This window comes from Plantactinospora sp. WMMB782 (genome assembly GCF_049179135.1).
GTDB lineage: Bacteria > Actinomycetota > Actinomycetes > Mycobacteriales > Micromonosporaceae > Plantactinospora.
Genome location: NZ_JBMHMC010000007.1, coordinates 8,013,823 through 8,035,226 on the forward strand (window position 1 = coordinate 8,013,823; position 21,404 = coordinate 8,035,226).

19 protein-coding genes are annotated in these 21,404 nt (G+C 75.0%); 3 read left to right on the forward strand and 16 right to left on the reverse strand.

Annotated elements, in window-relative coordinates; all coding sequences use genetic code 11:
• Positions 1–16: 16 nt before the first annotated feature.
• The 12 genes from ACN28A_RS37725 to uraD all read right to left on the reverse strand — a co-directional run bounded on the left by ACN28A_RS37725 (position 17) and on the right by uraD (position 12,998).
• A complete protein-coding gene (locus ACN28A_RS37725) occupies positions 17–679 on the reverse strand; it encodes a hypothetical protein (RefSeq protein ID WP_421403755.1) in 663 nt (220 codons plus the stop codon).
• Between the two features lie 85 nt (positions 680–764).
• Positions 765–2,087, reverse strand: coding sequence for an aminoglycoside phosphotransferase family protein (locus tag ACN28A_RS37730; RefSeq protein WP_421403757.1), 1,323 nt, complete (start codon positions 2,085–2,087; stop codon positions 765–767).
• Entirely contained in the window at positions 2,084–3,160 is a 1,077-nt protein-coding gene (gene alc / locus ACN28A_RS37735) for an allantoicase (RefSeq protein ID WP_421403759.1), read from the reverse strand. The genes ACN28A_RS37730 and alc overlap by 4 nt, the downstream gene beginning before the upstream one ends.
• Positions 3,157–4,545, reverse strand: a complete 1,389-nt coding sequence (gene allB, locus ACN28A_RS37740) for an allantoinase AllB (RefSeq protein WP_421403761.1) — start codon at positions 4,543–4,545, stop codon at positions 3,157–3,159. The genes alc and allB overlap by 4 nt, the downstream gene beginning before the upstream one ends.
• A 40-nt stretch (positions 4,546–4,585) precedes the next feature.
• Entirely contained in the window at positions 4,586–5,845 is a 1,260-nt protein-coding gene (locus ACN28A_RS37745) for a DUF6986 family protein (protein WP_421403763.1), read from the reverse strand.
• Positions 5,846–5,925: 80 nt separating this feature from the next.
• Entirely contained in the window at positions 5,926–8,400 is a 2,475-nt protein-coding gene (pucD, locus tag ACN28A_RS37750; protein ID WP_421403764.1) for a xanthine dehydrogenase subunit D, read from the reverse strand.
• Positions 8,397–9,749, reverse strand: a complete 1,353-nt coding sequence (locus ACN28A_RS37755; protein WP_421403766.1) for an 8-oxoguanine deaminase — start codon at positions 9,747–9,749, stop codon at positions 8,397–8,399. Before ACN28A_RS37755 ends, pucD begins: the two co-directional genes overlap by 4 nt.
• Positions 9,746–10,219: a (2Fe-2S)-binding protein gene (locus ACN28A_RS37760; RefSeq protein ID WP_421403768.1), complete on the reverse strand. Its 474-nt coding sequence runs from the start codon at positions 10,217–10,219 to the stop codon at positions 9,746–9,748. The genes ACN28A_RS37755 and ACN28A_RS37760 overlap by 4 nt, the downstream gene beginning before the upstream one ends.
• Positions 10,216–11,082: an FAD binding domain-containing protein gene (locus ACN28A_RS37765; protein ID WP_421403770.1), complete on the reverse strand. Its 867-nt coding sequence runs from the start codon at positions 11,080–11,082 to the stop codon at positions 10,216–10,218. The genes ACN28A_RS37760 and ACN28A_RS37765 overlap by 4 nt, the downstream gene beginning before the upstream one ends.
• Positions 11,082–12,035, reverse strand: a complete 954-nt coding sequence (pucL, locus tag ACN28A_RS37770; protein ID WP_421403772.1) for a factor-independent urate hydroxylase — start codon at positions 12,033–12,035, stop codon at positions 11,082–11,084. Before pucL ends, ACN28A_RS37765 begins: the two co-directional genes overlap by 1 nt.
• An 11-nt stretch (positions 12,036–12,046) precedes the next feature.
• Positions 12,047–12,439: a hydroxyisourate hydrolase gene (gene uraH / locus ACN28A_RS37775; RefSeq protein ID WP_421403773.1), complete on the reverse strand. Its 393-nt coding sequence runs from the start codon at positions 12,437–12,439 to the stop codon at positions 12,047–12,049.
• A 49-nt stretch (positions 12,440–12,488) separates the two neighbouring features.
• Positions 12,489–12,998, reverse strand: a complete 510-nt coding sequence (gene uraD, locus ACN28A_RS37780) for a 2-oxo-4-hydroxy-4-carboxy-5-ureidoimidazoline decarboxylase (protein WP_421403775.1) — start codon at positions 12,996–12,998, stop codon at positions 12,489–12,491.
• A 147-nt stretch (positions 12,999–13,145) separates the two neighbouring features.
• Between uraD and ACN28A_RS37785 the strand changes: the two genes are divergently transcribed.
• Positions 13,146–14,741, forward strand: coding sequence for a PucR family transcriptional regulator (locus ACN28A_RS37785; protein ID WP_421403777.1), 1,596 nt, complete (start codon positions 13,146–13,148; stop codon positions 14,739–14,741).
• A gap of 55 nt (positions 14,742–14,796) precedes the next feature.
• On the opposite strand, the gene ACN28A_RS37790 is transcribed toward ACN28A_RS37785, so the two are convergent.
• On the reverse strand, positions 14,797–15,465 hold the full coding sequence (locus ACN28A_RS37790; RefSeq protein ID WP_421403779.1) for a nucleotidyltransferase family protein: 669 nt from the start codon (positions 15,463–15,465) through the stop codon (positions 14,797–14,799).
• Between the two features lie 207 nt (positions 15,466–15,672).
• On the opposite strand from ACN28A_RS37790, the gene ACN28A_RS37795 reads away from it, so the two are divergent.
• Complete coding sequence (locus tag ACN28A_RS37795; RefSeq protein ID WP_421403781.1) at positions 15,673–16,476, forward strand: SigB/SigF/SigG family RNA polymerase sigma factor; 804 nt, start codon at positions 15,673–15,675, stop codon at positions 16,474–16,476.
• A gap of 184 nt (positions 16,477–16,660) precedes the next feature.
• Here the strand turns inward: ACN28A_RS37795 and ACN28A_RS37800 are convergent, their stop codons facing one another.
• Positions 16,661–17,092, reverse strand: a complete 432-nt coding sequence (locus ACN28A_RS37800; RefSeq protein WP_421403783.1) for a VOC family protein — start codon at positions 17,090–17,092, stop codon at positions 16,661–16,663.
• A gap of 9 nt (positions 17,093–17,101) precedes the next feature.
• Positions 17,102–17,560 carry a helix-turn-helix domain-containing protein gene (locus tag ACN28A_RS37805; protein WP_421403785.1) on the reverse strand — a complete coding sequence of 153 codons (459 nt, stop codon included), beginning with the start codon at positions 17,558–17,560 and terminating at the stop codon, positions 17,102–17,104.
• A gap of 126 nt (positions 17,561–17,686) precedes the next feature.
• Between ACN28A_RS37805 and hrpB the strand changes: the two genes are divergently transcribed.
• Positions 17,687–20,308 (forward strand): ATP-dependent helicase HrpB, encoded by a 2,622-nt coding sequence (gene hrpB / locus ACN28A_RS37810; RefSeq protein ID WP_421403787.1) that lies wholly within the window; start codon positions 17,687–17,689, stop codon positions 20,306–20,308.
• A 66-nt stretch (positions 20,309–20,374) separates the two neighbouring features.
• Here hrpB and ACN28A_RS37815 read toward each other — a convergent pair whose 3' ends face one another.
• Positions 20,375–21,103, reverse strand: coding sequence for a PP2C family protein-serine/threonine phosphatase (locus ACN28A_RS37815; protein ID WP_421403789.1), 729 nt, complete (start codon positions 21,101–21,103; stop codon positions 20,375–20,377).
• Between the last annotated feature and the right edge of the window lie 301 nt (positions 21,104–21,404).

Here is a 21,404-nt window from a genome sequence, read left to right on the forward strand (position 1 = left end):
GGCAGACCCGCCGGGCTCAGTACCGGAGCCATGCCTCGCTGCCCGGCAGTGCGAACGACGATCGTGGCGAGTAGAAACCCCACAGCAACTCCAACGGGTTGGCCGGGCGGAGCGCGAAGACGGGATGGTCCGGTGCGAGGAACTCCACCGACTCGATCTCGAACGGCGTCACCGGCTCGAACACGTACGGGCAACTGGCGCCGGTGAGCCGGTCGCCGAGCCGGCTGAGGTAGCGGACGTGTCCCCGGTAGACCCGACTGACGGTGCCACCGACCCGGGCGGTGGTGCGGATCAGCGCCGCTCCGTCCACTTCGGTCACCGCCACCAGCGCCTGCCCGACGATCTCGATCGTGGTCCGGCCGGCGGCGGCCGGCACACCGCGTACCGCCGCCTGGGTCCGGGCGAGCGGACTCGAACTGAGGTGGTGGGCGTACCAGCGGGCCGATCCCGAGTCGGCCAGTTCGAGGTCCGGGCCCAGTCCGGCCGCCGAGTAGCTCTCCAGCCCGGAAGTCTGCGCCGCGTCGTCGACCACGTACTGCTGGAGGAAGACCTGCCGGTTCGCCGGCAGCCGAAGGCCCGGCGGCACCGTCGCCGCGACCGCCTCGGGATCCGCCGGCACCCAGCCGAAGTGCAGCATCCGGCAGTGCACGACGAGTTGCGGCGGAACGGGCTGACTCACAGGGCTCCTGTCGTCGGCGGGTTAGCCGCGACGCTACGACCGGCCCCGGGGGCAGACAAGCGCCGGCAAGACGGATAGTCGACAGTCACCTCCGCCGGCTGGAGACCGTTCGGGCCGCCAGGTTCAGCAGGGCCGGCACGTCTGCGGCGTGGAACGCCCGCTCGGCCGGTTCGATCCGGGCCAGGAAGTCGGCGCAGACCGCCGCCATCCACAGCGGAGCCACCGGACGGAGCAGCTCGATCGCGCGGGCCGGATCGCTGCCCGGCACGCTCGACCGCCAGCGCCGGACCCACTCCTCGATCAGTGTCCGGGCCGGCTCCGGTTCGACGGACTCGGTCAGCCGCAGGATGTCGAAACCGGGATGCCCGACGAAGCCGTCCCCCCAGTCGATGATCACTCGACGGTGACCGGCGATCCGGACGTTGCCCGGATGCAGATCGCCGTGCACGAGGGTGTCCGGCAGGCCGCAGCGGCCCAGCTCGGCCAGCCGGTCCGGCAACCCGTCCAACAGCGGCCGCACCGGCCCCAGGTCCGGGCCGTGCACGGCGAGCCGGTCCCGAATCGTCCGGGCCAGCGCCATTCCCCGCCGGTCCGGGACCCCGGCGGCGACCAGCCGCTCCACCTGGTCGACCGAGGCGAGCTGGAGCCGGTGGTGGTCGGCGGCGACCTCGGCCCGGCCGGCCGGCGGCAGCCCGTAGCCGTCCTCGCCCGGCACGTGTTCCAGCAGCATCCGCCCGTGGTCGCCGGCCGCGACCAGCACCGGGACCAGGTCGGGCACGGCCGTGCCGAGCCAGCGCAGCAGCACCGGCTCGTGTGCGAAGAACCCGGGCACCTGCTTGAGCCACACCGGCGGACCCGCACCACCCGGTCCCGCACCGTCCGCTCCCGGCCTGTCCGCTGCCGCACCGTCCGCTCCCGGCCTGTCCGCTGCCGCACCGTCCGCTGCCGCACCGCCCGCTGCCGCACCGCCCGCTGCCGGCCTGTCCAGCCGCCAGATCGCCGACAGGTTCCAGGCGCGCTGCGGCACGGCGACGTGCGGGCCCCGGCCCGCCCGGTGCAGTTCGGCGGCGGCCCAGCGCAGGCTCGCCGCCGGCCCGCCCGGCACGGCCCAGGGCGCTCGCAGCGGCTCCGCCGACATGTCCAGCCGGAACGGTGCCAGCGGCAACCCGGACGGCAGAACGGCTCCCTCGGCAAGCTGGGCCAGATAACCGACCGTGCCACCGGGTGGCCCGCTGCGGTCGGCGTGCAGCAGTCGCAGTACCCAGACGTCGAGGCCGTACCGTGTCCGGGCGCCGGCCACCACGTCGCCGACCTCCTGCCACCAGGGCGCCGGCACGTCGTACCGGGGCAGCACGCCGAGGGGCCGACCGGCGCCGTCGAGCAGGTGCAGCAACACGGTCCGGGTCACGGCCACCAGGCTCTCGCCGAGCGGATCCCGGCGGGCTCCATCTGACGGGCGTGCGCCGGTGGCAGCGAATCCGACCAGCGCCGCCGCAGCAGGTCGAGATCGGCCGGGGCGATCCGGCCGGGCAGTCGCAGCCGGGCCATGCCGCCGTCCGGAAAGATGTCCAGCCGGACCTCGGTGGCGGCCGGCAGCGCGGCGACCGGGAACCGGTGCCGGGTGTCCGGCTGCAACCGGGTACGCGGCAGGATCTCGAACCAGGCCGAATCGTCCGCCGGGTCCGAGACCCGGGTGTCGATGCCGCGCAGCGCCGCCGCCGCCGGTGCGTTGCCCTTGAAGTGGCTGGTGTCCAACTCCACCTGCCGGATCTGCCCCGGGGCGGCCAGTCGGACGCGTACCCAGTCGTTGCCGTCGTCACGCCGCCGGGCGGTCTCCCAGCCCTCGCCCATGGTGCGGGCCAGGCCGGGCGCGATCAACTGCCGGGGCGCACCGTAGAACATGTCGCTGCACCCGACCACCAGCCCGCCGTGCTCCAGCGCCGCGAGGTCGGCCCGCCCGTCCGGGAAGAGCGACGGATCGGGTACGACCACACCGTGCACCCGCAGTCGGGCCACCCCGCCGTCGGGATAGATCCGCAGCCGCAGGTGCGTGTAGCGGTGTGGGTCGTCCACCTCGAACAGGTTACGGCTGTTCCCGCGCAGCGCCGACCGGGGCACCAGACTGGCCCAGTCGGCGTCGGCCAGTTCGACCGGATCGGGATATCCGGACATCCCGCACCCCTCCACCGAGGCGAACGGCGGATAGTTGCCGGTGAAGTGCGTGGTGTCCACCACCACTCCGGAGACGATCCCGGGAGCGCCGAGCCGGACGACCGCCCAGTCGTACCCCGGTTCCCGGCGGCGCCGGGTCTCCCAGCCGTCGTACACCTGGCCCTTGGCCCCGAAGGTGCCGGCGGCGAAGCCCGGCGGAGCGTCGCCGACCAGGTTGTCCCGGGCGGCGAAGAACTCGTCGTTGGCCGCCACCACCCCGCCGCCGAGCGCGCGCGACGCCAGGTCCGGCAGCTCGGTGAAGCCCGTCACCGGTGCACCCGGCCGGTCCCCGCCGGGAACTCGTGCCCGGACCGTTCACCCGTCGGAGGCTCCGGCCGGGTCAACAGGCGGCCCCGGGGCGGGTCCGCCGGGCCGACCGGCTCGCCGCGCAGCCAGGTGCCCCGGACCACGCCGCGCAACCGGCGACCGGCGTACGGGGTGACCGCGTGCCGGTGGAACAACCGGGCCGGTTCGACGGTCCACTCCGCCTCCGGGTCCAGCGCCACCAGGTCGGCGTCGGCACCGACCCGCAGCACCCCCTTGCCGGGCAGCCCGGCGATCTCGGCGGGCCGGGACGCCATCCAGCGCACCAGGTCGGCCAGCCGGTGCCCGCGCCGCCGCGCCTCGGTCCAGACCACCGGCAGGCCGAGCTGCACCGAGGCGATCCCACCCCAGGCGGCACCGAAGTCTCCGGTGTCGGGCCGTTTCAGCTCCGGCAGGCACGGCGAGTGGTCCGAGACGACACAGTCGACAAGCCCGTCCGCCAGGCCGGCCCAGAGCGCCGCCCGGTTGGCCTCGTCCCGGATCGGCGGGCAGCACTTGAACTCGGTCGCCCCGTCCGGGACCTCGGCGGCGTCCAGGGTCAGATAGTGCGGGCAGGTTTCCACTGTCACCCGTACCCCGTCGGCACGGGCGGCGGCGACCGCCGGCAGCGCGTCGGCGGCGGAGAGGTGCAGGACGTGCACCCGCCGGCCGGTACGCCGGGCCGCGTCCAGCACCACCTGCACCGCCCGCCGCTCGGCGACCGGCGGGCGGGAGGCGAGGAAGTCGGCGTACCGGGCCGAGGACGGGGCGACGTCGATCCGGGCCGGGTCCTCGGCGTGCACCACGAAGAGAGCGTCGACGCCGGCCAGCGCCCGGTGCAGCCCGGCCGGGTCCAGCGGCGGGAACTCCGGCACCCCCGAGTCGACCAGGAACGCCTTGAACCCGAGCACCCCGGCGGCGTGCAGGGCCGGCAGCTCGGCCAGGTGCTCGGGAACGGCGCCGCCCCAGAACCCCACGTCGACGTGGCACCGGCCGCGCGCCGCGTCCCGCTTGCGGCGCAACGCCGGCACGGTCACGGTCGGCGGTACGGAGTTGAGCGGCATGTCGACGATCGTGGTGACCCCGCCGGCCAGCGCCGCCCGGGTGGCCGAGGCGAAGCCCTCCCACTCGGTGCGGCCCGGCTCGTTCACGTGCACGTGCGTGTCCACGAGTCCCGGCAGCAGGGCCAGGTCGCCGAGGTCGGTGCCGGGCACCTCGTCGTACCCGGCCAGGTCGGCGTCGTACCCGGCCAGGTCGGCGATCCGGCCGTCCCGCACCCAGACCGAGGCCGGCCGTTCCCCGTCCGGCAGCACCACCCGCCGGGACCGCAGCACCAGGTCGTACCCGCCCATCCGCTCCCCCTCCCCGGAAACCGGCAGTTGCCGGCAGCGCTCACATCGCCGACAGCTCGGCCCGGTGGTAGCCGGTCTCCGCCTCGGTAAGCGCCCCGCAGTCCAGGCCGCGCAGCAGGAACCCGGCGAGCGCCCGCGCCGTCGCCGGCTCGTCCAGGATGCCGCCGGAGCGCCGCTCCAGGTAATCCCGCAGCCGCGCCACCGCCGCCGCCCGCCCGTGCCGGAAGAAGGCGTACGTGCTGGCGAACCGGGTCGGCAACTGCGCCGGATGCAGATCCCAGCCCTGGTAGAAGCCGCGTTCCAGGCCGCGCCGGACCAGCCGGGCATGCTCCGCCCAGCCGGCCTGTACGGCAGCGGTGTCGCCGACCGGGAGCAGGTTCGTCGAGCCGTCGGCCAGCCGTACCCCGGTCTCGGCGGCGGCCACCTGCATCACCGCCTTGGCGAAGTCGGCCACCGGGTGCGCCAGGCTCTGCTGCGCGGCGGCGATCCCACAGGCGGCGCTGTAGTCGTAGGTGCCGTAGTGCAGCCCGGTGCACCGGCCGCCGGCCGCGTCGATCAGCCGGCCCGGGGTGGCCAGCCCGTCCGGCCCGAGCACCGCCGCCGGGGTCTCCACCTGCACCTCGAAGCGCAACCAGCCGGTCGGCAGCCCGTACGCCGCCTCCAGCCGCTCGCAGAGCAGCACCATCGCCTCGACCTGCTCCGGGACGCTCACCTTCGGCAGGGTCACCACGAACCGCCCGGCCGGCGGCAACTCACCGGCTGACCGCAGCGCCGCCAGGAAGAGGTCCAGGGTGCGCACGGCGCGGCGGCGTACCGGCCCGGTCAGGCTCTTGATCCGCAACCCGAGGAACGGCACTCCGAGCCCGGCGCCGGCCAGCCGCCCCGCCCGGACCGCCGCCGCGTCCTCGACCTCGTCGTCGCGTAGCCCGTAGCCGTCCTCGAAGTCGATCCGCAGGTCCTCGACCGGCTCCCGGCCGAGCTTGTCGACCACCCGCTCGTGCAACTCGACCGGGTACGGCAGCGGCGGGTGGTCCCGCAACGCGGCCAGGGCGGCCGCGCCCCACCGGGCCGGCAACCCGGGATCGCAGCGGTCGGCCGGCACGTAGACGGTGTGCACCGGCTGCCGCCCCGCCGGCTGGCCGGGATAGCGCCGCAACAGCTCGGCGTCGACAGGTGCCAGCCGCTGGTCCAGCTCGGCCAGCGCGTCCGGCCCCAACCGTCCCACCAACCGGTCCCGCCCCACCAGCCCGGCCCGATCAGACAGCCCGGCCCGATCAGACAGCCCGGCCCGATCAGACAACGGTTCTCGATCAGACAACGGGTCCCGATCAGACGACGGGTCCCGATCAGACGACCGGCCCCCGTCGGGCAGCCGGTCCATCAGCCGGTCCCGGTGAGGTGCTCGGGACGGACCGGTACCCGGGTCAACGGCACCCCGGTCGCCGCCCGGACCGCCGCGACGATCGCCGGAGTGGCCGAGATGGTCGGCGGCTCCCCCACCCCACGCAGCCCGTACGGCGCCTGCGGGTCGGCCAGTTCCAGCACGTCCACCGCCATCGGCGGCACGTCCAGCACGGTCGGGATCAGGTAGTCGGTGAAGGACGGGTTCCGGATCACCCCGTCGACCACCTGGAGTTCCTCCATCAGCGCCAGCCCGAGCCCCTGCGCGGTGCCGCCCTGGATCTGTCCGACCACCGCCTCCGGGTTGATCGCCCGCCCGACGTCCTGGGCGGTGGCGATCTCCACCACCCGGACCAGCCCGAGTTCGGGGTCGACGTCCACCGTGGCCCGATGTGCCGCGAAGGCGTACTGAACGTGCGCGTCGCCCTGCCCGGTAACCGGGTCCAGCGGCCGGGTCGGCCGGTGCCGCCACCGCACGGTCTCCTCCACCGGCCCGGCCGCGAGCAGCTCCACAAGCGTGCCCACCGTGGTCCCGGCAGCGTCCCGCAGCACCCCACCCACCCACTCGACCTCGTCGCCCGGCCCGGCCGGCGTCCCCAGCCGGGCCAGCAGGGCCGCCCGGACCGCCCGGCAGGCCGCCCGGACCGCGCCCCCGGTCATGTACGTCTGCCGGGACGCCGACGACGACCCCGCACTTCCCACACTCGTGTCGGCGGTCGCCACCACCACCCGCTCCACGCCCAACTCGGTGCGGGCGATCTGCGCCTGCACCGTCACCAGGCCCTGGCCCACCTCCGCCGCTGCCGTCCGCACCAGCGCGGTCGGCTCGCCGCCGACCAGCTCCAGCCGGACCCGGGCCGTCGCGTAGTCGTCGAAGCCCTCGGAGAAGCAGACGTTCTTGATCCCGATCGCGTAGCCGACCCCGCGCACCACCTGCTCCGGCGTCGTCGTGTTCGCCACCCCGCCCGGCAACTGTCGCGGGTCGTCGCCGGCCGGTGGCGGCAGCGGCCGGTCCCGGACCAGCTCCAGCAGCCGGGCCACCGGCGCCGGCCCCTCCACCAGTTGCCCGGTCGGCATCGTCAGGCCCTCGGCCAGCGCGTTGCGCACCCGCAACTCCACCGGGTCCAGTCCGACCGCCTCGGCCAGCCGGTCCATCTGCGACTCGTACCCGAAGCACGCCTGCACCGCCCCGAATCCGCGCATCGCCCCGCACGGCGGGTTGTTCGTCCGCACCCCGTAGGCGTCGACGTGCACGTTCGGCACCCGGTACGGCCCCACGCCGAGACTCGCCGCGTTCGCCACCACCGCCGGAGTCGTCGACGTGTACGCCCCACCGTCGAGCAGGATCCGGGCCCGGACGTAGACCAGTTCGCCGTCCCGGGTCGCACCGTGCTCGTACCGCAGCACCGCCGGGTGCCGGTGCACGTGCCCGACGAACGACTCCTCCCGCCCGTAGACCATCTTCACCGGCCGCCCGGTCCGCAGGGCCAGCAGGCAGGCGTGCACCTGCATGGACAGGTCCTCCCGGGCACCGAACGCCCCGCCGACCCCGGCCAGGCTCAGCCGCACCCGCTCCGCCGGCAGTCCCAACGCCGCCGCCACCTGCCGCTGGTCGGCGTGCAGCCACTGGGTGGCGACGTAAAGCTCGATCCCGCCGTCCTCGGCCGGCACCGCCAGCCCGGACTCCGGCCCGAGGAACGCCTGGTCCTGCATCCCGACCCGGTACTCCCCGGTCACCACCACCTCGGCCGTCGCCGCCGGATCACCCTTGCGGATCGGCACGTGCCGCACCAGCCCGACCGGCGCCGCCTCCCGACCGGTCGCCGACTCCCGCACCAGCCCCGCACCGGCCGGCGCCGCCTCCGGACCGGCGACCGGCTCCCGTGCCAGAGCCAGCGCCACCTCCGGGTCGGTCACCGGCTCCCGCACCAGGTAGTCGACCACGATCCGCTCGGCGGCCCGCCGGGCCGTCTCCGGGTGGTCGGCGGCGACGATCGCCACCGGCTCGCCCCGGTAGCGGACCTCGTCGACCGCCAGCACCGGCTGGTCGGGCACCTCCAGCCCGTAGTACCGGTCGCCAGGCACGTCGGCCGAGGTCAACACCGCGTACACCCCCGGCACGGCGAGCGCGGCGCCGATGTCGATGCTCCGGATCGCCGCCGACGGATGCGGGCTGCGCAGCGTCGCGCCCCACAACATGTCGTCGGCCCACAGGTCGGACGAGAACGCGAACTCCCCGCGCACCTTCAGCGCCGCGTCCGGACGTACCGCACTCGTCCCGATCCCCTGCGGACCCGGAGTCGTCGGCTCCGCTCCGGCCTCGACCACCGAGGGCTGGGGGGCCGGGTGACCCGCGTCGGGATCAAGCCTGACCGCCCAGAGCGGGTCGCCCGGCCCCCCAGCCCCACCACGTACCCCGCTCGCCGTGCGGGCCTCCCGCCCAGATCGGCTCACCGCGCCCTCCGTGCCAGCACCCGGTGCGCCCGCCGGACCCCCCGGGCCAGCCCACCCGGATCAGCCGTCCGCAACTCCCCGTTCTCCACCACCGCCACCCCGCCGACCAGCGACAACTCCACCGGCGCCGGGGCACTGAAGACCAACGCCGCCACCGGGTCGTCGATCCCGACATGCCCGAGCCCGTCCAGCCGCCACAGCACCACGTCGGCGAGCTTGCCGACCTCCAGCGAACCGAGCTCGTCGCCCCGGCCGAGGCAGCGCGCCCCGCCGACGGTGCCGAGTGCCAGCGCCTCCCGGGCGGTAAGCGCCGCCGGCCCGCCCCGCAGCCGGGCCGCGTAGAGCGCCTGGCGCAGCTCCGCGCCGAGCTGGTTGGCCTCCTGCGAGGCCGGCCCGTCGACGCCGAGCCCGACCGGCACGCCCCGGTCCAGCAGGTCCCGGACCCGGGCGGTGCCGGCGCCGAGCCGGGCGTTCGAGCTGGGACAGTGCGCGACCGAGGTGCCGCTGCCGGCCAGCGCGTCCAGCGCGGCGTCGTCCAGGTGTACGCCGTGGGCCAGCCACACGTCCGGCCCGAGCCAGCCGAGCCGTTCCGCGTACTCGACCGGGGTGCAGCCGTGGGTCCGCCGGCAGTACTCCTCCTCGTCGACCGTCTCGGCGAGATGGGTGTGCAGCCGTACTCCCCGGCGCCGGGCCAGCGCCGCCGCCTCGGTCATCAGTTTCGGGCTGACGCTGAACGGCGAGCAGGGCGCCACCGCCACCCGCAGCATCGCCTCCTCGGCCGGGTCGTGATATCTGTCGATCGCCTCCTCGGTGGCCGCCAGCGCCGCCTCGGTCTCCTCGACGACGGTGTCCGGTGGCAGCCCGCCGGACGACCTCCCGAGGTCCATCGAGCCCCGGCACGGATGGAACCGCAGCCCGATCCCGCCGGCCGCCTCGACCTGTGCCGCCATCAGGTCACCGGCGCCGGCCGGATGGACGTAGTGGTGGTCGGTGCTTGTGGTGCAGCCGGAGAGCGCCAGCCAGCCGAGCCCGGCAGCGGTGGTCGCGGCCACCACCTCGGCGTCCAGCCCGGCCCAGACCGGGTAGAGCGTCTCCAGCCAGCCGAAGAGGTCGGACTGCTGGGCCATCCCCCGGGTCGCCCACTGGTAGAGGTGGTGGTGGGTGTTCACCAGTCCGGGGGTGGCGAGGCAGCCGGTGCCGTCGATCCGGCGTACCGGGCGGTGGTAGCGGGGGGCGTGGCCGGGGCCGACCGCGACGATCCGGCCCTGGTCCAGCACCAGGTGCCCGTCGGAGTACTCGGTGCCGGCCGGGTCGACGGTGGCGACCGCGCAGTTCTCGATGACGATCATTGCTGGTCCGCCCGGCCGGCCGCGAGCCGTACCGCCGCCAGGATCTTCTCGTAGCCGGTGCACCGGCAGAGGTTGCCGGCCAGCGCCTCCCGGATCTCCCCGTCGGCCGGGTCCGGCGTCCTGGCCAGCAGGTCGTGTACGGCGACGACCAGCCCCGGGGTGCAGAACCCGCACTGCACCGCCCCGGCGGCGACGAAGGCCCGCTGCACCGGATGGAGTTCGCCCGGTCCGGCCGCCAGTCCCTCCACCGTGACCACCTCGCGGTCCCGGGCCTGCCCGGCCGGCACCAGGCAGGCGCAGACCGGCTCACCGTCCAGATAGACGGTGCAGGAACCGCACTCGCCCTGCTCGCAGGCGTTCTTCGCGCCGGGCAGTCCGAGCCGCTCCCGCAGCAGGTGCAGCAGGCTCTCGCCCGGCCACACGTCGTCGGCCCGGCGCGGCTCGCCGTTGACCACGCAGTCGATCCTCACTCCGCTCCCCCTTCCCGCAGGTGCTCCGCCCAGGCCCGCTGCACCGACCGCCGCGCCAGCACGCCGAGGGCGTGCCGGCGGTAGGCGGCGCTGCCGCGTACGTCGTCGATCGGATTGGCCGCCGCCGCGACCAGCTCGCCGAAGCGTCGGGCCAGCGACTCCGGCAGCCCGGACCGGTCCGCCCAGGGCAGCTCGGCGGCGAGCAGTTCCTCGGCCGCCGGCGCCCGCACCGGGGTCGGGGCGGCCGAACCGATCCCGGTGCCCACCGTCCGGTCCGCCGGGCGCAACGCCAGGGCGAACGAGCAGACCGCGATCACCATCGCGTTCCTGGTGCCGACCTTGGCGAACTGCTCCGGCCCGCGTCCGGGCGGCAGCAGTACCGCGGCGATCAGCTCGTCCGGGGCGAGCAGGCTGCGCTTCGGCCCGGTGCAGAAGCCGGCGACCGGCACCCGGCGGACGCCCCGGACCGAGGCGAGTTCCACGAGCGCCCCGGCGGCGAGCAGCGGCGGCAGCGCGTCCCCGGCCGGTGAGGCCGAGCCGAGGTTGCCGCCGACGGTGCCCCGGTTGCGGATCTGTGCGGAGCCGACCGTCCGGGCCGCCATCGCCAGCCCGGGTGCCTGGCCGGCCAGCTCGGTGACGATCCGCCGGTACGGCACCCCGGCGCCGAGCCGCAGCATCCCGTCCTCGGTGCCCCAGTCGGCCAGCCCGGCGACCCGGCCCAGGTCGAGCAGGGCCGGCGGGCGGCGGCGGGCGAAGTTCAGCTCCACCATCACGTCTGTGCCGCCGGCCACCGGCAGCGCCTCCGGACGCGCCGCCCGGACGGCCAGCGCCTCGGCCCAGCTCCGGGGTTGCAGGAACTCCATCAGCCCACCCCGCCGTCCCCGGCCGCCCCGTCCTCCGGCGCCCGCGTGCCGTCCCCGGTCGCATCCGTCCCGTCGTCCTCCCGGGTACGGGTCAGGGTGCCCTCGATCAGCCCGTACGGACGGTCGGTGGCCACGAACACCTCGCCCGGGTTGTCCAGCCCGAACGGCGTCAGGTCCACCAGCAGGTGGTGCCGGTTCGGCAGGGCCAGCCGCACCTGCGCGATCTCGGGGCGCTCGGCCAGCACCCGGTGGCCCATCGCGTACAGGGTCTGTTGCAGGGAGCGGCTGTAGGTTTCCACGAACGCACCGACGAGTGCGGCCCGCACCCCGGCGTACGACTCCGCCCAGTCCCGTCCCGGACCGGTCAGGTCGGTCAGGTCGGTCGGACCGGTCGGGTCGGCGTCCCGGTGGCGCCAGCACGCCTCGACGGCGGTGGCCAGGATCCGGTCGTCGGTCTCCGGCAACGTCGTGTACCGGTCCTTCAGGTAGCCCCGGAACTCCGAGTCGGTGCTGTTCAGCAGCACCAGCCCGGAGATCCCGGACTCCACCGTGTCGCCACCGTCGGCGTGCACCGTCACCGTGGCGGTCCGGCTCTCGGCACCGTCACGCTGGAAGGAGTGCGGCCCGAGCCGCTGCCAGCCGTGCTCGGCCAGCCGCACCGTCGCCGTCCGGACCGGCGGTACGCTCCGGACGAAGTGCCGGGCGAGCAGCAGCCCGAACTCCTCGATCTGGTCGACGCCGTGTTCCCGGGCGAAGGCGTACACGGTGTTCTTCTGCGAGTCGGTCGGCAGCACGTTCGCGTTGTCGCCGCTGCGGTGCACCTCGGCGAGGTCTCCGGCGAGGGCGATCCCGACGGTCAGGTCGCGCAGTTCGTGCCGTGGACCGTCCCGGCCCACCCGGACCAGCCGCACCTCGGCCTTGCCGTACTGGTTGGCCCCGAGCACGATCGCCACCGCGAGCCTCCTCAGCTTCCCCGGTAGGTGGTGTAGCCGTACGGGCTGAGCAGCAGCGGCACGTGGTGGTGCCGGTCCGGCTCGGTGATCTGGAAGGCGACCACGATCTCCGGGAAGAACGCCTCGCCCGGCGGGTAGAGCCGATCGACCTGGAACACCAGCCGGTAGCCGCCGGCCTGCCCGCCGCGCAGCGGCACCCGGTCCAGCAGCGGCGTCCAGTCGGCGAGCCGGCCGTCGGCGTCGGTCCGGCCCTGTGCCACCGGGGTCCAGCCGCCGCTGTCCCGCCGGTCCAGCCGGACCGGGACGTCGGCGGCCGGTGTCCCGCGTGCGGTGTCCAGCACGTGCGTGGAGATCCGGACCAGGCCGTCCGGCGGCGTGCCGCCACCCCTGCGGTCGCCGCTCACCTCAGCAGCCCCCTCACGTCAGCAGCCCCGATCAGGTCAGCAGGTCCGGTCACGTCAGCAGCCTCCTCAGCCGGAGCAGGGCGATCTGCCGCAGTTCGTCCCGGACCACCTCGCGTTCGGTACCGGGGTCGTTGCCGAGCCGCCGCAGGGCCGCCGCGAGCAGTTGTTCCTCGGTACGCCCGTCGGCGAAGACCAGGAAGAGGTGGCCGAAACGCTGCTCGTACTCCCGGTTGGCCCGGGCGAGCGCGGCCCGGGTGTCCCGGTCGGCGCCCTCCATGCCGGACTGTTCCCGTCGGGACCAGGCCGACTCCCGATCGGTGCCGGCCGGCCGCTCGCCGATCCGGGGATGCGCGGCCAGTGCCCGCGCCACCTCCGGCCAGTCCAGCCGCCGCAGCGCGGCGTCGGCCACCGCCAGCACCGCCGGGACATCCGGGTACGGCCGCCCGGCGGCGACCGACCGGGCCCAGTCCGGTACGGCGCAGCAGGCGAGCAGTTCCGCCTCGGCCCCGGCGGCGGGCCGCCGGTTGAACTCGTCAAGTGTCGCGCTGACGGTGGCCACCCGGATCACCTCCTGCGGTAGCGAGAAGTACAGCAGCCGGCGACCGTCGGGGTGAACCGGCGCGGTGACCGAAACCCGCCCCGCCCGCCGTATCGTTTTCGTAGATTCCTCCAACCGGCCGCGCCGCCGGGATCGGACGGGTACGCGATGCTGCTGCGCGAGGCACTGGACCGGCCCCAGTTGCGGCTGACCCTGCTCACCGGCGAGGCCGGGCTGGACCGCCCGGTCAGCCGGGTCTACGTCACCGACCTGCCCGACCCGCGCCGCTACCTCTCCGGTGGCGAGATCGTGTTGACCGGGCTGATGTGGCGCCGCCGCGCGGACGACTCGGACGGGTTCGTGGCCGCCTGCGCCGCCGCCGGGGTGGCCGCGATCGGTGCCGGCGACGCGGCGTACGGGTCGGTGCCGCCGGATCTCGTCACGGCCTGCCACCGGTACGGCGTACCGCTGTTCGAGGTGCCGGTCGAGGTCTCCTTCCGGGAGATCATCGACGAGGTGACCCCGACCCTGTGGGCGCGCCGGGCGAACGGGCTGGCCACGGTGCTCGGCCGGTACCGGGGGCTGGTCGCGGCGATGGCCGGCGGCGCCCGGCTGGCCGACCTGCTCCAGCCGGTCGCCGCCGATCTCGCCGTCGACTGCTGGGTGCTGACCTCGACCGGACGGACCGTCGCCGGTACCGGGCCACTGCCGGGCGAGACCCGCCGCCGGCTGGCGACCGAGTTCCTGGCCGCCGGCCGGTTGCCGGCGCTTGTCGAGGCCGGCGGCCGGCGGAGCTGGCTGGTCGCCGTCCCCGGCCGTCCCGAGCACCGGCTCGCCGGCTGGCTGCTGGCCTGTGCGGACGCCACCGTACCCACCGCACCCGCCCGACCCGGAGCCGCCGCCGGTCCCGCCCCGCCGGCCGGGCTACCCGAGGCGGCGGCCGAACTGGTCAGCCTGGTGGCGCTGGAGCGGGCCCACGCCGACGAGGCGGGCCGGGTGGAGCGGCGACTCGCCGACCAGCTCGGCGCGGTGCTCAGCACGGGTACCTCTCCGGCGGAGCTGCGGGCGGCGCTCTCCTCCGGCGGGCTGCCGCCCCGGTCGGCCCTGCTGGTGGTGGCCGTCCGGCTGACCGGGCTGACCACGCCACCGGAGCTGGCGGTCGCGGTCGCCGAGGAGATCGTCCGGTCGACGACCCTGCCGGCCATGGTCACCGGGGCGGCCCGCCCCGGCACGGTGCTCGCCGTGCTGGCCGGCGGCCGGACCGAACTGGCCGGGGTGCCCGACACGCTCCGGGACACGGTCGCCGGGCTGGTGCCGGGGCTCGGTGCCGGACGGTTGGCGGTGGGGGTCAGCGGACCGGTCGGCGAGCCGGGCGGGCTGCCGGGTGCCGTGGAGCAGGCCGAGCACGCTCTGACGACCGCGCTGGCCAATTCCGGCGGCCCCGGCACCGTGGTGTCGGCCGGTGACCTCGCCTCGCACCTGCTGCTGCTCTCCGGCCTACCTCCGGAGGCGAGGCGGGCGTTCCGGGACCGGGTGCTCGGTCCGGTGCTGGCCTACGACGAGGCGCACGACGCCGACCTGGTCGGCACGCTTGACGAGTTCCTGGCCTGTTCCGGGTCGTGGAGCCGGGCGGCCGAACGGCTGCACCTGCACGTCAACACCCTGCGCTACCGGATCGGGCGGATCGAGCAGCTCACCGGGCGCGACCTGTCCCGCTTTCCCGACCGGGTCGACTTCCACCTCGCGCTGCGCCTGCCGCACTGACCCACCGCGCCACCCGGCGTATCCCCGAACGGTCCGGCGGGGGACCACCGCCGGATCAGCCCCGACCGCCGAGTCGGCCCCTGGCCGCAGGGTCGGCGCGCGGTCGCCCGGGCCCCGGTGTCGGGTCGGCGCCGGTCGCGGGCGGGACGTCCAGGTCGGTGTCGTCGGCGACGTCGTCACAGGGTACGACCACCAGCCGCGACTCGTGCCGGCGCAGGTACGGCCGGGCGCCGACGTCGCCGACCGCCAGCTCCGCCACCCCGGGCCAGTGCGCCCGGCCGAGCAGCACCGGATGGCCGCGCCGGCTGCCGTAGCCGGCCATGCCCAGCGCGTCCGGTGCGGCGATCCCGACCAGCCGGTGCACCGCCTCGGCGGTGATCCCGGGCATGTCGACGAGCAGGACGACCACCGCGACCGCCGCGGAGTTCCGCAGGGCCGCCAGCCCGGTCCGCAGCGACGAGCCCATTCCGGTCGCCCAGTGCGGGTTCTCCACCGTCACCGCGTTCCCGAGTTCGGCGCGGGCCCGGACCGTCGGCGCGGCGGCGCCGAGCACCGTGACCACCGGCCCGCAGCCACCGGTCCGGGCGACCCGCACCGCCCGTTCGACGAGTAGCCGGCCGTCGAGCCGGACAAGTGCCTTGGGTCCGCCGTACCGCCGTCCGGCACCTGCGGCAAGCACCAGACCGGCGACCGGTGCCGGCTCGTCCGGGGCGAGATGGCTCACGTCCGGAGCGTAGTTCAGGCATGAATTCTTCGACAGACTGTCCGATGTCATTCGCATTTGACCGTTTTATACATCAGCCGTTCGGCTAGCCTCAGCCGATACCAACGGGCTAAGGTGACACCTGAACAGCCACACGCCACCACCCGAACCACCACATGCACCCGCACGGACAACCCCGTCCCCGCCCACAACGCAGGGAGACCCACCATGACCACCACCACCGCCACCAAGCCCACCACCACCGCCAGCAAGCCCCACCTCAACGACACCGCCACCGACCTGCTCCACGCCATGGCCGCCCTCCCCACCCACCACCCCTCCCGCGCCACCCTCCGCGACAAAGCCATCGAAGCCTGGCTCCCCCTGGCCAACCACCTCGCCCACCGCTACAGCGGACGCGGCGAACCCACCGACGACCTCACCCAAACCGCCGCCGTCGGCCTCATCAAAGCCATCGACAAATACGACCCCACCCGCGGCGTCGACTTCGCCGGCTACGCCATCCCCACCATCATCGGCGAACTCAAACGACACTTCCGCGACCGCACCTGGGACATCCGCGTCCCCCGCCGCCTCCAGGAACTCCGCCTCGCCATCAGCGAAGCCAACAGCAACCTCCTACAAACCCTCGGCCGCTCCCCCACCGTCACCGACATCGCCACCCACCTCAACCTCACCGAAGAAGAAGTCCTCGAAGGCCTCGAAGGCGCCCGCGCCTACAACGCCGTCTCCCTGTCCACCCCCACCGGCGACGGCGAACGCACCACCGAACTCGGCGACCTCCTCGGCACCGAAGACAACGAATACGAACTCGCCGAACTCCGCGTCGCCCTCGGCCCCGCCCTCGCCACCCTCGACGAACGCGAACAGAAAATCCTCACCCTCCGCTTCTACGGCAACCTCACCCAATCCCAGATCGCCGAACAGATCGGCGTCTCCCAAATGCACATCAGCCGCCTCCTCACCCGCGCCCTCACCAAACTCCGCGGCCAACTCGCCGACACGTACTGAGCCAGCCGACACGTACTGAGCTCGCCGACACGCACTGAGCCAAGCCCGGGAGCACGTGCGGCCAGCCTGGGAGCACACACGCCTCCGCCGGTCTCCGGTGGCCCGAGCGGGACGACCGCACCGGCCACCGGAGACCGGCGGAGGCGTTTCCGGTGACGCCCCTGCCCGGAGCATCCGCCCGGAGTCAGTCGAAGTCGGCGGCGGAGTACTCCCGGGGCTCGACAAGTACCAGCCAGTTCCCCGAGTTGTCCCGGGCGACCGCCTCGACCCCGTACGGGCGCTCCTGCGGCGGGTGGACGAACTCGACGCCCCGGGCGGTCAGTTCGTCGTACGTCCGGCGGCAGTCGTCCACGTTCAGGCCGAGCCCGAAGACCCCGCCGGCATCCATCTCCCGGTTGATCGCGTCCACCATCTCCGCCGAGTACGGCGGTCCGGGCAGGGTCAGGTGCACCTGCACCTCCGGTTGCTTCGGGTGTTTGACCGTGCACCAGCGGTAGGAACCGTCCGCCAGGGTGATGTCGGTGTGCTCCTCGAAGCCGAGCACGTCGAGATAGAACGCCTTCGAGGCGTCGATGTCCCGCACGAAAACGCTGATGATCGAGATGTTGGTAATCATGCGACCAGGCTAGGAGCGGTCGCCGGTCCCGGGCTTCTCCCCGGTTGCGGAGCCGCGCCGCTCGGCCAGCCCCCACATGAAGACGAAGCAGCCCGGGATCCGGGGCGCGCCGCTGGCGGCCCAGCGGCGCTGGAACTCGCTCGGTGTCTCGCCGACCAGTTCCCGGAACCGGCTGCTGAACGAGCCCAGGCTGGTGAACCCGACCGCGTGGCAGACCTCGGTGACGGTGAGGTTGCTGGTGCGCAGCAGGTCCTGGGCCCGCTCCACCCGTCGGCGGCTCAGGTGTTCCGCCGGGGAGACGCCGTAGGTCGCCGTGAAGAGGCGTTGGAAGTGGAACCTGCTGATCCCGGCGATCGCGGCGAGGGTGGCCAGGTCCAGCGGCTCGGCGAAGTGCCGGTCGGCATGGTCACGGGCCCGGCGCAGGTGCACGAGTACGTCTCCGGGGGCCCGGCGCGGCGGCACGCTCACGACGAGCCAGTCTAGGCCACCGAGGTCGCCGACCCGCAGGTCACGGCCTCGCCCGTGCGGGGCGGCCGGGTGTCCCGCCGGGGACCGGATTCCGGCCGGGGCCGCCGGCGGTGCGACACTGGCCCGGTGCCGCCGCCCGAGCCCGTAGCCGAGCTGCCGGTCCGGCAGGTCCTGCCGGCGCTGGTGGCGGCGCTCGCCGACCGGGGTGCCGCCGTGCTGGTGGCGCCGCCGGGGGCCGGCAAGACCACGCTTGTGCCGCTGGCGCTGGCCGAGCAGGTCGAGGGACGGGTCGTCGTCGCCCAGCCGCGCCGGGTCGCGGCCCGGGCCGCCGCCCGCCGGATGGCCCAGCTACGCGGCGAGCGGGTCGGCGAGACCGTCGGGTACGCGGTGCGCGGCGAGCGCCGGACCAGCGACCGTACCCGGATCGAGGTGGTCACCACCGGTCTGCTCGTGCAGCGGCTCCAGCACGATCCCGAGTTGCCCGGCACCGGTGCGGTGCTGCTCGACGAGGCGCACGAGCGGCAGCTCGACGCCGATCTGGCCCTGGCGTTCGGCGTCGAGGTCCGGGCTGCGCTCCGTCCCGAGCTGTGGCTGCTGGCGATGTCGGCGACCGCCCAGGCCGAGCGGCTCGGCGCGCTGCTCGGCACGGCGGCGGAGCCGGCACCGGTGCTGCGCGCCGAGGGCCGGGCGTACCCGGTGGACGTGGTCTGGGCTCCGCCACCCCGGCCGGTGGACCCGCCGCACGGGCTGCGGGTGGATCCCCGGCTGCTCGACCACGTCGCCGCGACCGTACGCCGGGCGCTGGCCGAGACCGACGGCGACCTGCTGGTCTTCCTGCCCGGTGCCGGGGAGATCAACGGCGTCGCCGCCCGCCTGGCCGAGCTCGCCGGCACCGACCTGGTCCGCCTGCACGGTCGGCAGTCCGGCGCCGAACAGGACGCCGCGCTCCGTCCGGCCGCCGGGCGACGCCGGGTGGTGCTGGCCACCGCGGTCGCGGAGACCAGCCTCACCGTGCCCGGGGTGCGGGTGGTGGTCGACGCCGGGTTGAGTCGGATGGCCCGGACGGATCTGGCCCGTGGGCTCGGCGCGCTGGTGACGGTGCCGGTGTCCCGGGCGGCGGCGACCCAGCGGGCCGGCCGGGCCGGACGGGAGGCGCCGGGCCGGGTCTACCGGTGCTGGTCGGCGGCGGAGCACGACCGGCTGCCGGCGCAGCCGGAGCCGGAGATCGCGGTCGCCGACCTCACCGCGTTCGCGCTCCAGCTCGCCTGCTGGGGGCGCCCGGACGGCACCGGGCTGGCGCTGCCGGACCCGCCTCCGGCGGCGGCGATGCAGGTCGCCCGGGGCACCCTGGAAGCGCTCGGCGCGGTCACCCCGGACGGCCGGGTCAGCGGGCGGGGCCGGGCGATGGCGGCGGTCGGCGCGCACCCCCGGCTGGCCCGGGCGCTGCTGGACGGTGCCGCCCCGGTCGGGGCGCGCCGGGCCGCCGAGCTGGTGGCGGTGCTCGCCGAGCCCGCTTCCGGTGACGACCTGGTCGCCACCTGGCGCCGGCTCCGCTCGGGTACGGAGCCGGCCGGCGCGACCTGGCGGGCGGAGGTGGCCCGACTGCGGTCCGCCCTCGCCGAGTTCCCGGCTCCGGCCGAACACGACGAACAGCAGACCAGCCGGAACGAGCAGCCGGCCGAAGACGACGAGCAGCAGACCAGCCGGAACGAGCAGCAGACCCGGCGAGTGCGCGGGCCCGGCGGCGGGCGCGCCGGTGTGGAGTTGCCGGACGACCTGGCCGCCGGGTTGCTTGTCGGACTGGCGTACCCGGAGCGGCTGGCCCGGGTGCGGCAGCCGGGCGGGCAGGCGTACCTGATGGCCGGCGGCACCGCGGCGGACCTGGCGCCGGGCTCGGCGCTGGCCGGAGCGGAGTGGCTGGCGATCGCGGTGGCCGACCGGGCGCCGGGGCGGCGGGGCGCGACGATCCGGCAGGCGGCGGTGCTGGACGAGGCCACCGCCCGGGAGGCCGGTGCGGCGCTGCTGCGGCGGGAGCGGGAGATCGCCTGGTCCGGCGGGGACGTGCTGGCCCGCGAGGTGGAGCGGCTGGGCGCGATCGTGCTGCTGGACCGTCCGCTGGACCGCCCCGACCCGGCCCGGCTCGCCGCCGCGCTCCGGGACGGGCTGCGCCAGGTCGGCCTCGACCTGCTGACCTGGAGCCCGCAGGCGCAGCAGTTGCGTGCCCGGCTCGCGTTCTGCCGGCAGGCTCTCGGCGGCGAGTGGCCGGAGGTGACCGACGCCGCGCTGCTGGACCGGGCCGACGAGTGGCTCGGCCCGGAGCTGGCCGCCGCCCGGCGCCGGGCCGACCTGGCCCGGATCGACGTCGTGGCCGCGCTGCGCCGGCTGCTGCCGTGGCGGGAGGCGGGCCGGCTGGACGAGCTGGCCCCGGAGCGGCTGGCCGTGCCGAGCGGGTCGCGGCACCGGGTGGACTACTCCGATCCGGCGGCGCCGGTGCTGGCGGTCAAGTTGCAGGAGACGTTCGGCTGGCTGGACGTGCCGCGGATCGCCGACGGGCGGGTACCGGTGCTGCTGCACCTGCTCTCCCCGGCCGGTCGCCCGGTCGCGGTGACCCGGGACCTCGCCTCGTTCTGGCGGACCGGCTATCCGCAGGTACGCGCCGAGCTGCGCGGCCGGTATCCGCGGCACCCATGGCCGGCGGACCCGACCGTGGCGGTGCCGACCCGTGGCCTGCAACCCCGGCGACGCTGATCCGGACGCCCGGCGTACCCGGCGAGGTGAGCCGGCGTACCCGTCGGGACGGCTGGCGGGGTGCGGTCAGGGGGTGTCGACGACGTCCGCGACCACGACGGTGATGTTGTCCGGGCCGCCGGCCCGCAGGGCCAGGTCGACCAGCCGCTGCGCACAGCCGGCCGGATCGGGGTAGTCGAGCAGCGCCTCGGCCAGGCTCTCCGGCCGGACCACGTTGGACAGCCCGTCGCTGCACAGCATCCACCGGTCGCCGGTCTGGGGCACCACGGTGGTGTACGTCGGGGTGACCGGCTCGCCCTGCAACGCCCGGGTGACCACCGCCCGGCGGGGGTGGCTGTGCGCCTCGTCCGGGCTGATCACCCCCTCGTCGACGAGCATCTGCACGAAGGTGTCGTCCCGGGTGAGCTGGGTCATCATGCCGCCGCGCAACAGGTACGCCCGGGAGTCGCCGACGTGGGCCAGCGCGAGGCAGCTGCCGGTGCGGGCCAGCAGCAGCGCGGTGAGGGTGGTGCCCATGCCCTGCCGCTCCGGGTCCTCGGTGATCGCCTGCCGGATGCCGGCGCTGGCGGTGTCCACCGCCCCCTGCAGGGCCGCGACCAGCCCCTCCTCCGGGGTCTCCACGTCCAGTGGCCGGATCGCGTCGATGGTGATGCAACTGGCCAGGTCTCCGGCGGCCATCCCGCCCATCCCGTCGGCCACGGCCAGCAGCCACGGTCCGGCGTGCATGGAATCCTGGTTCGCGCCCCGGATCAGGCCGCGGTCGCTCACCGCCACGGATCGCAGCTTCAGGCTCATGGCAGGCAGCCTGCCAAAAAGACAGCCGAAATGCTTGCAGTAGATCACCATCAGCTTGGCGTGGCTCTCGAAATTTACCGTACGTGGCTACGGTGATCACGAACCGCGAGCCGTTCCGGGGCCGGTAGCCGGGGTCCCCCGCTCGGCCGGGGCGGAATTCTATCCAGCGAGGTCGATTGACATGCCTGAAACGGGCTGGCAACATCGGCTCCGTATTGGGAGCGCTCCCAGCAGTGCTGCCGATGCCCCACCCCGAATCCGAGCACCACCCCCGCCAGCCCGAGTGCCACCGGAAGGGAAC

Excerpts from the sequence above, each read along its gene's own strand:
- allB (WP_421403761.1), bottom strand. The coding sequence starts at position 4,545 with ATGGGCGGGTACGACCTGGTGCTGCGGTCCCGGCGGGTGGTGCTGCCG.
- ACN28A_RS37755 (WP_421403766.1), bottom strand. The coding sequence starts at position 9,749 with ATGATCGTCATCGAGAACTGCGCGGTCGCCACCGTCGACCCGGCCGGC.
- ACN28A_RS37765 (WP_421403770.1), bottom strand. The coding sequence starts at position 11,082 with ATGGAGTTCCTGCAACCCCGGAGCTGGGCCGAGGCGCTGGCCGTCCGG.
- ACN28A_RS37785 (WP_421403777.1), top strand. The coding sequence starts at position 13,146 with ATGCTGCTGCGCGAGGCACTGGACCGGCCCCAGTTGCGGCTGACCCTG.
- ACN28A_RS37795 (WP_421403781.1), top strand. The coding sequence starts at position 15,673 with ATGACCACCACCACCGCCACCAAGCCCACCACCACCGCCAGCAAGCCC.
- ACN28A_RS37800 (WP_421403783.1), bottom strand. The coding sequence starts at position 17,092 with ATGATTACCAACATCTCGATCATCAGCGTTTTCGTGCGGGACATCGAC.
- ACN28A_RS37815 (WP_421403789.1), bottom strand. The coding sequence starts at position 21,103 with ATGAGCCTGAAGCTGCGATCCGTGGCGGTGAGCGACCGCGGCCTGATC.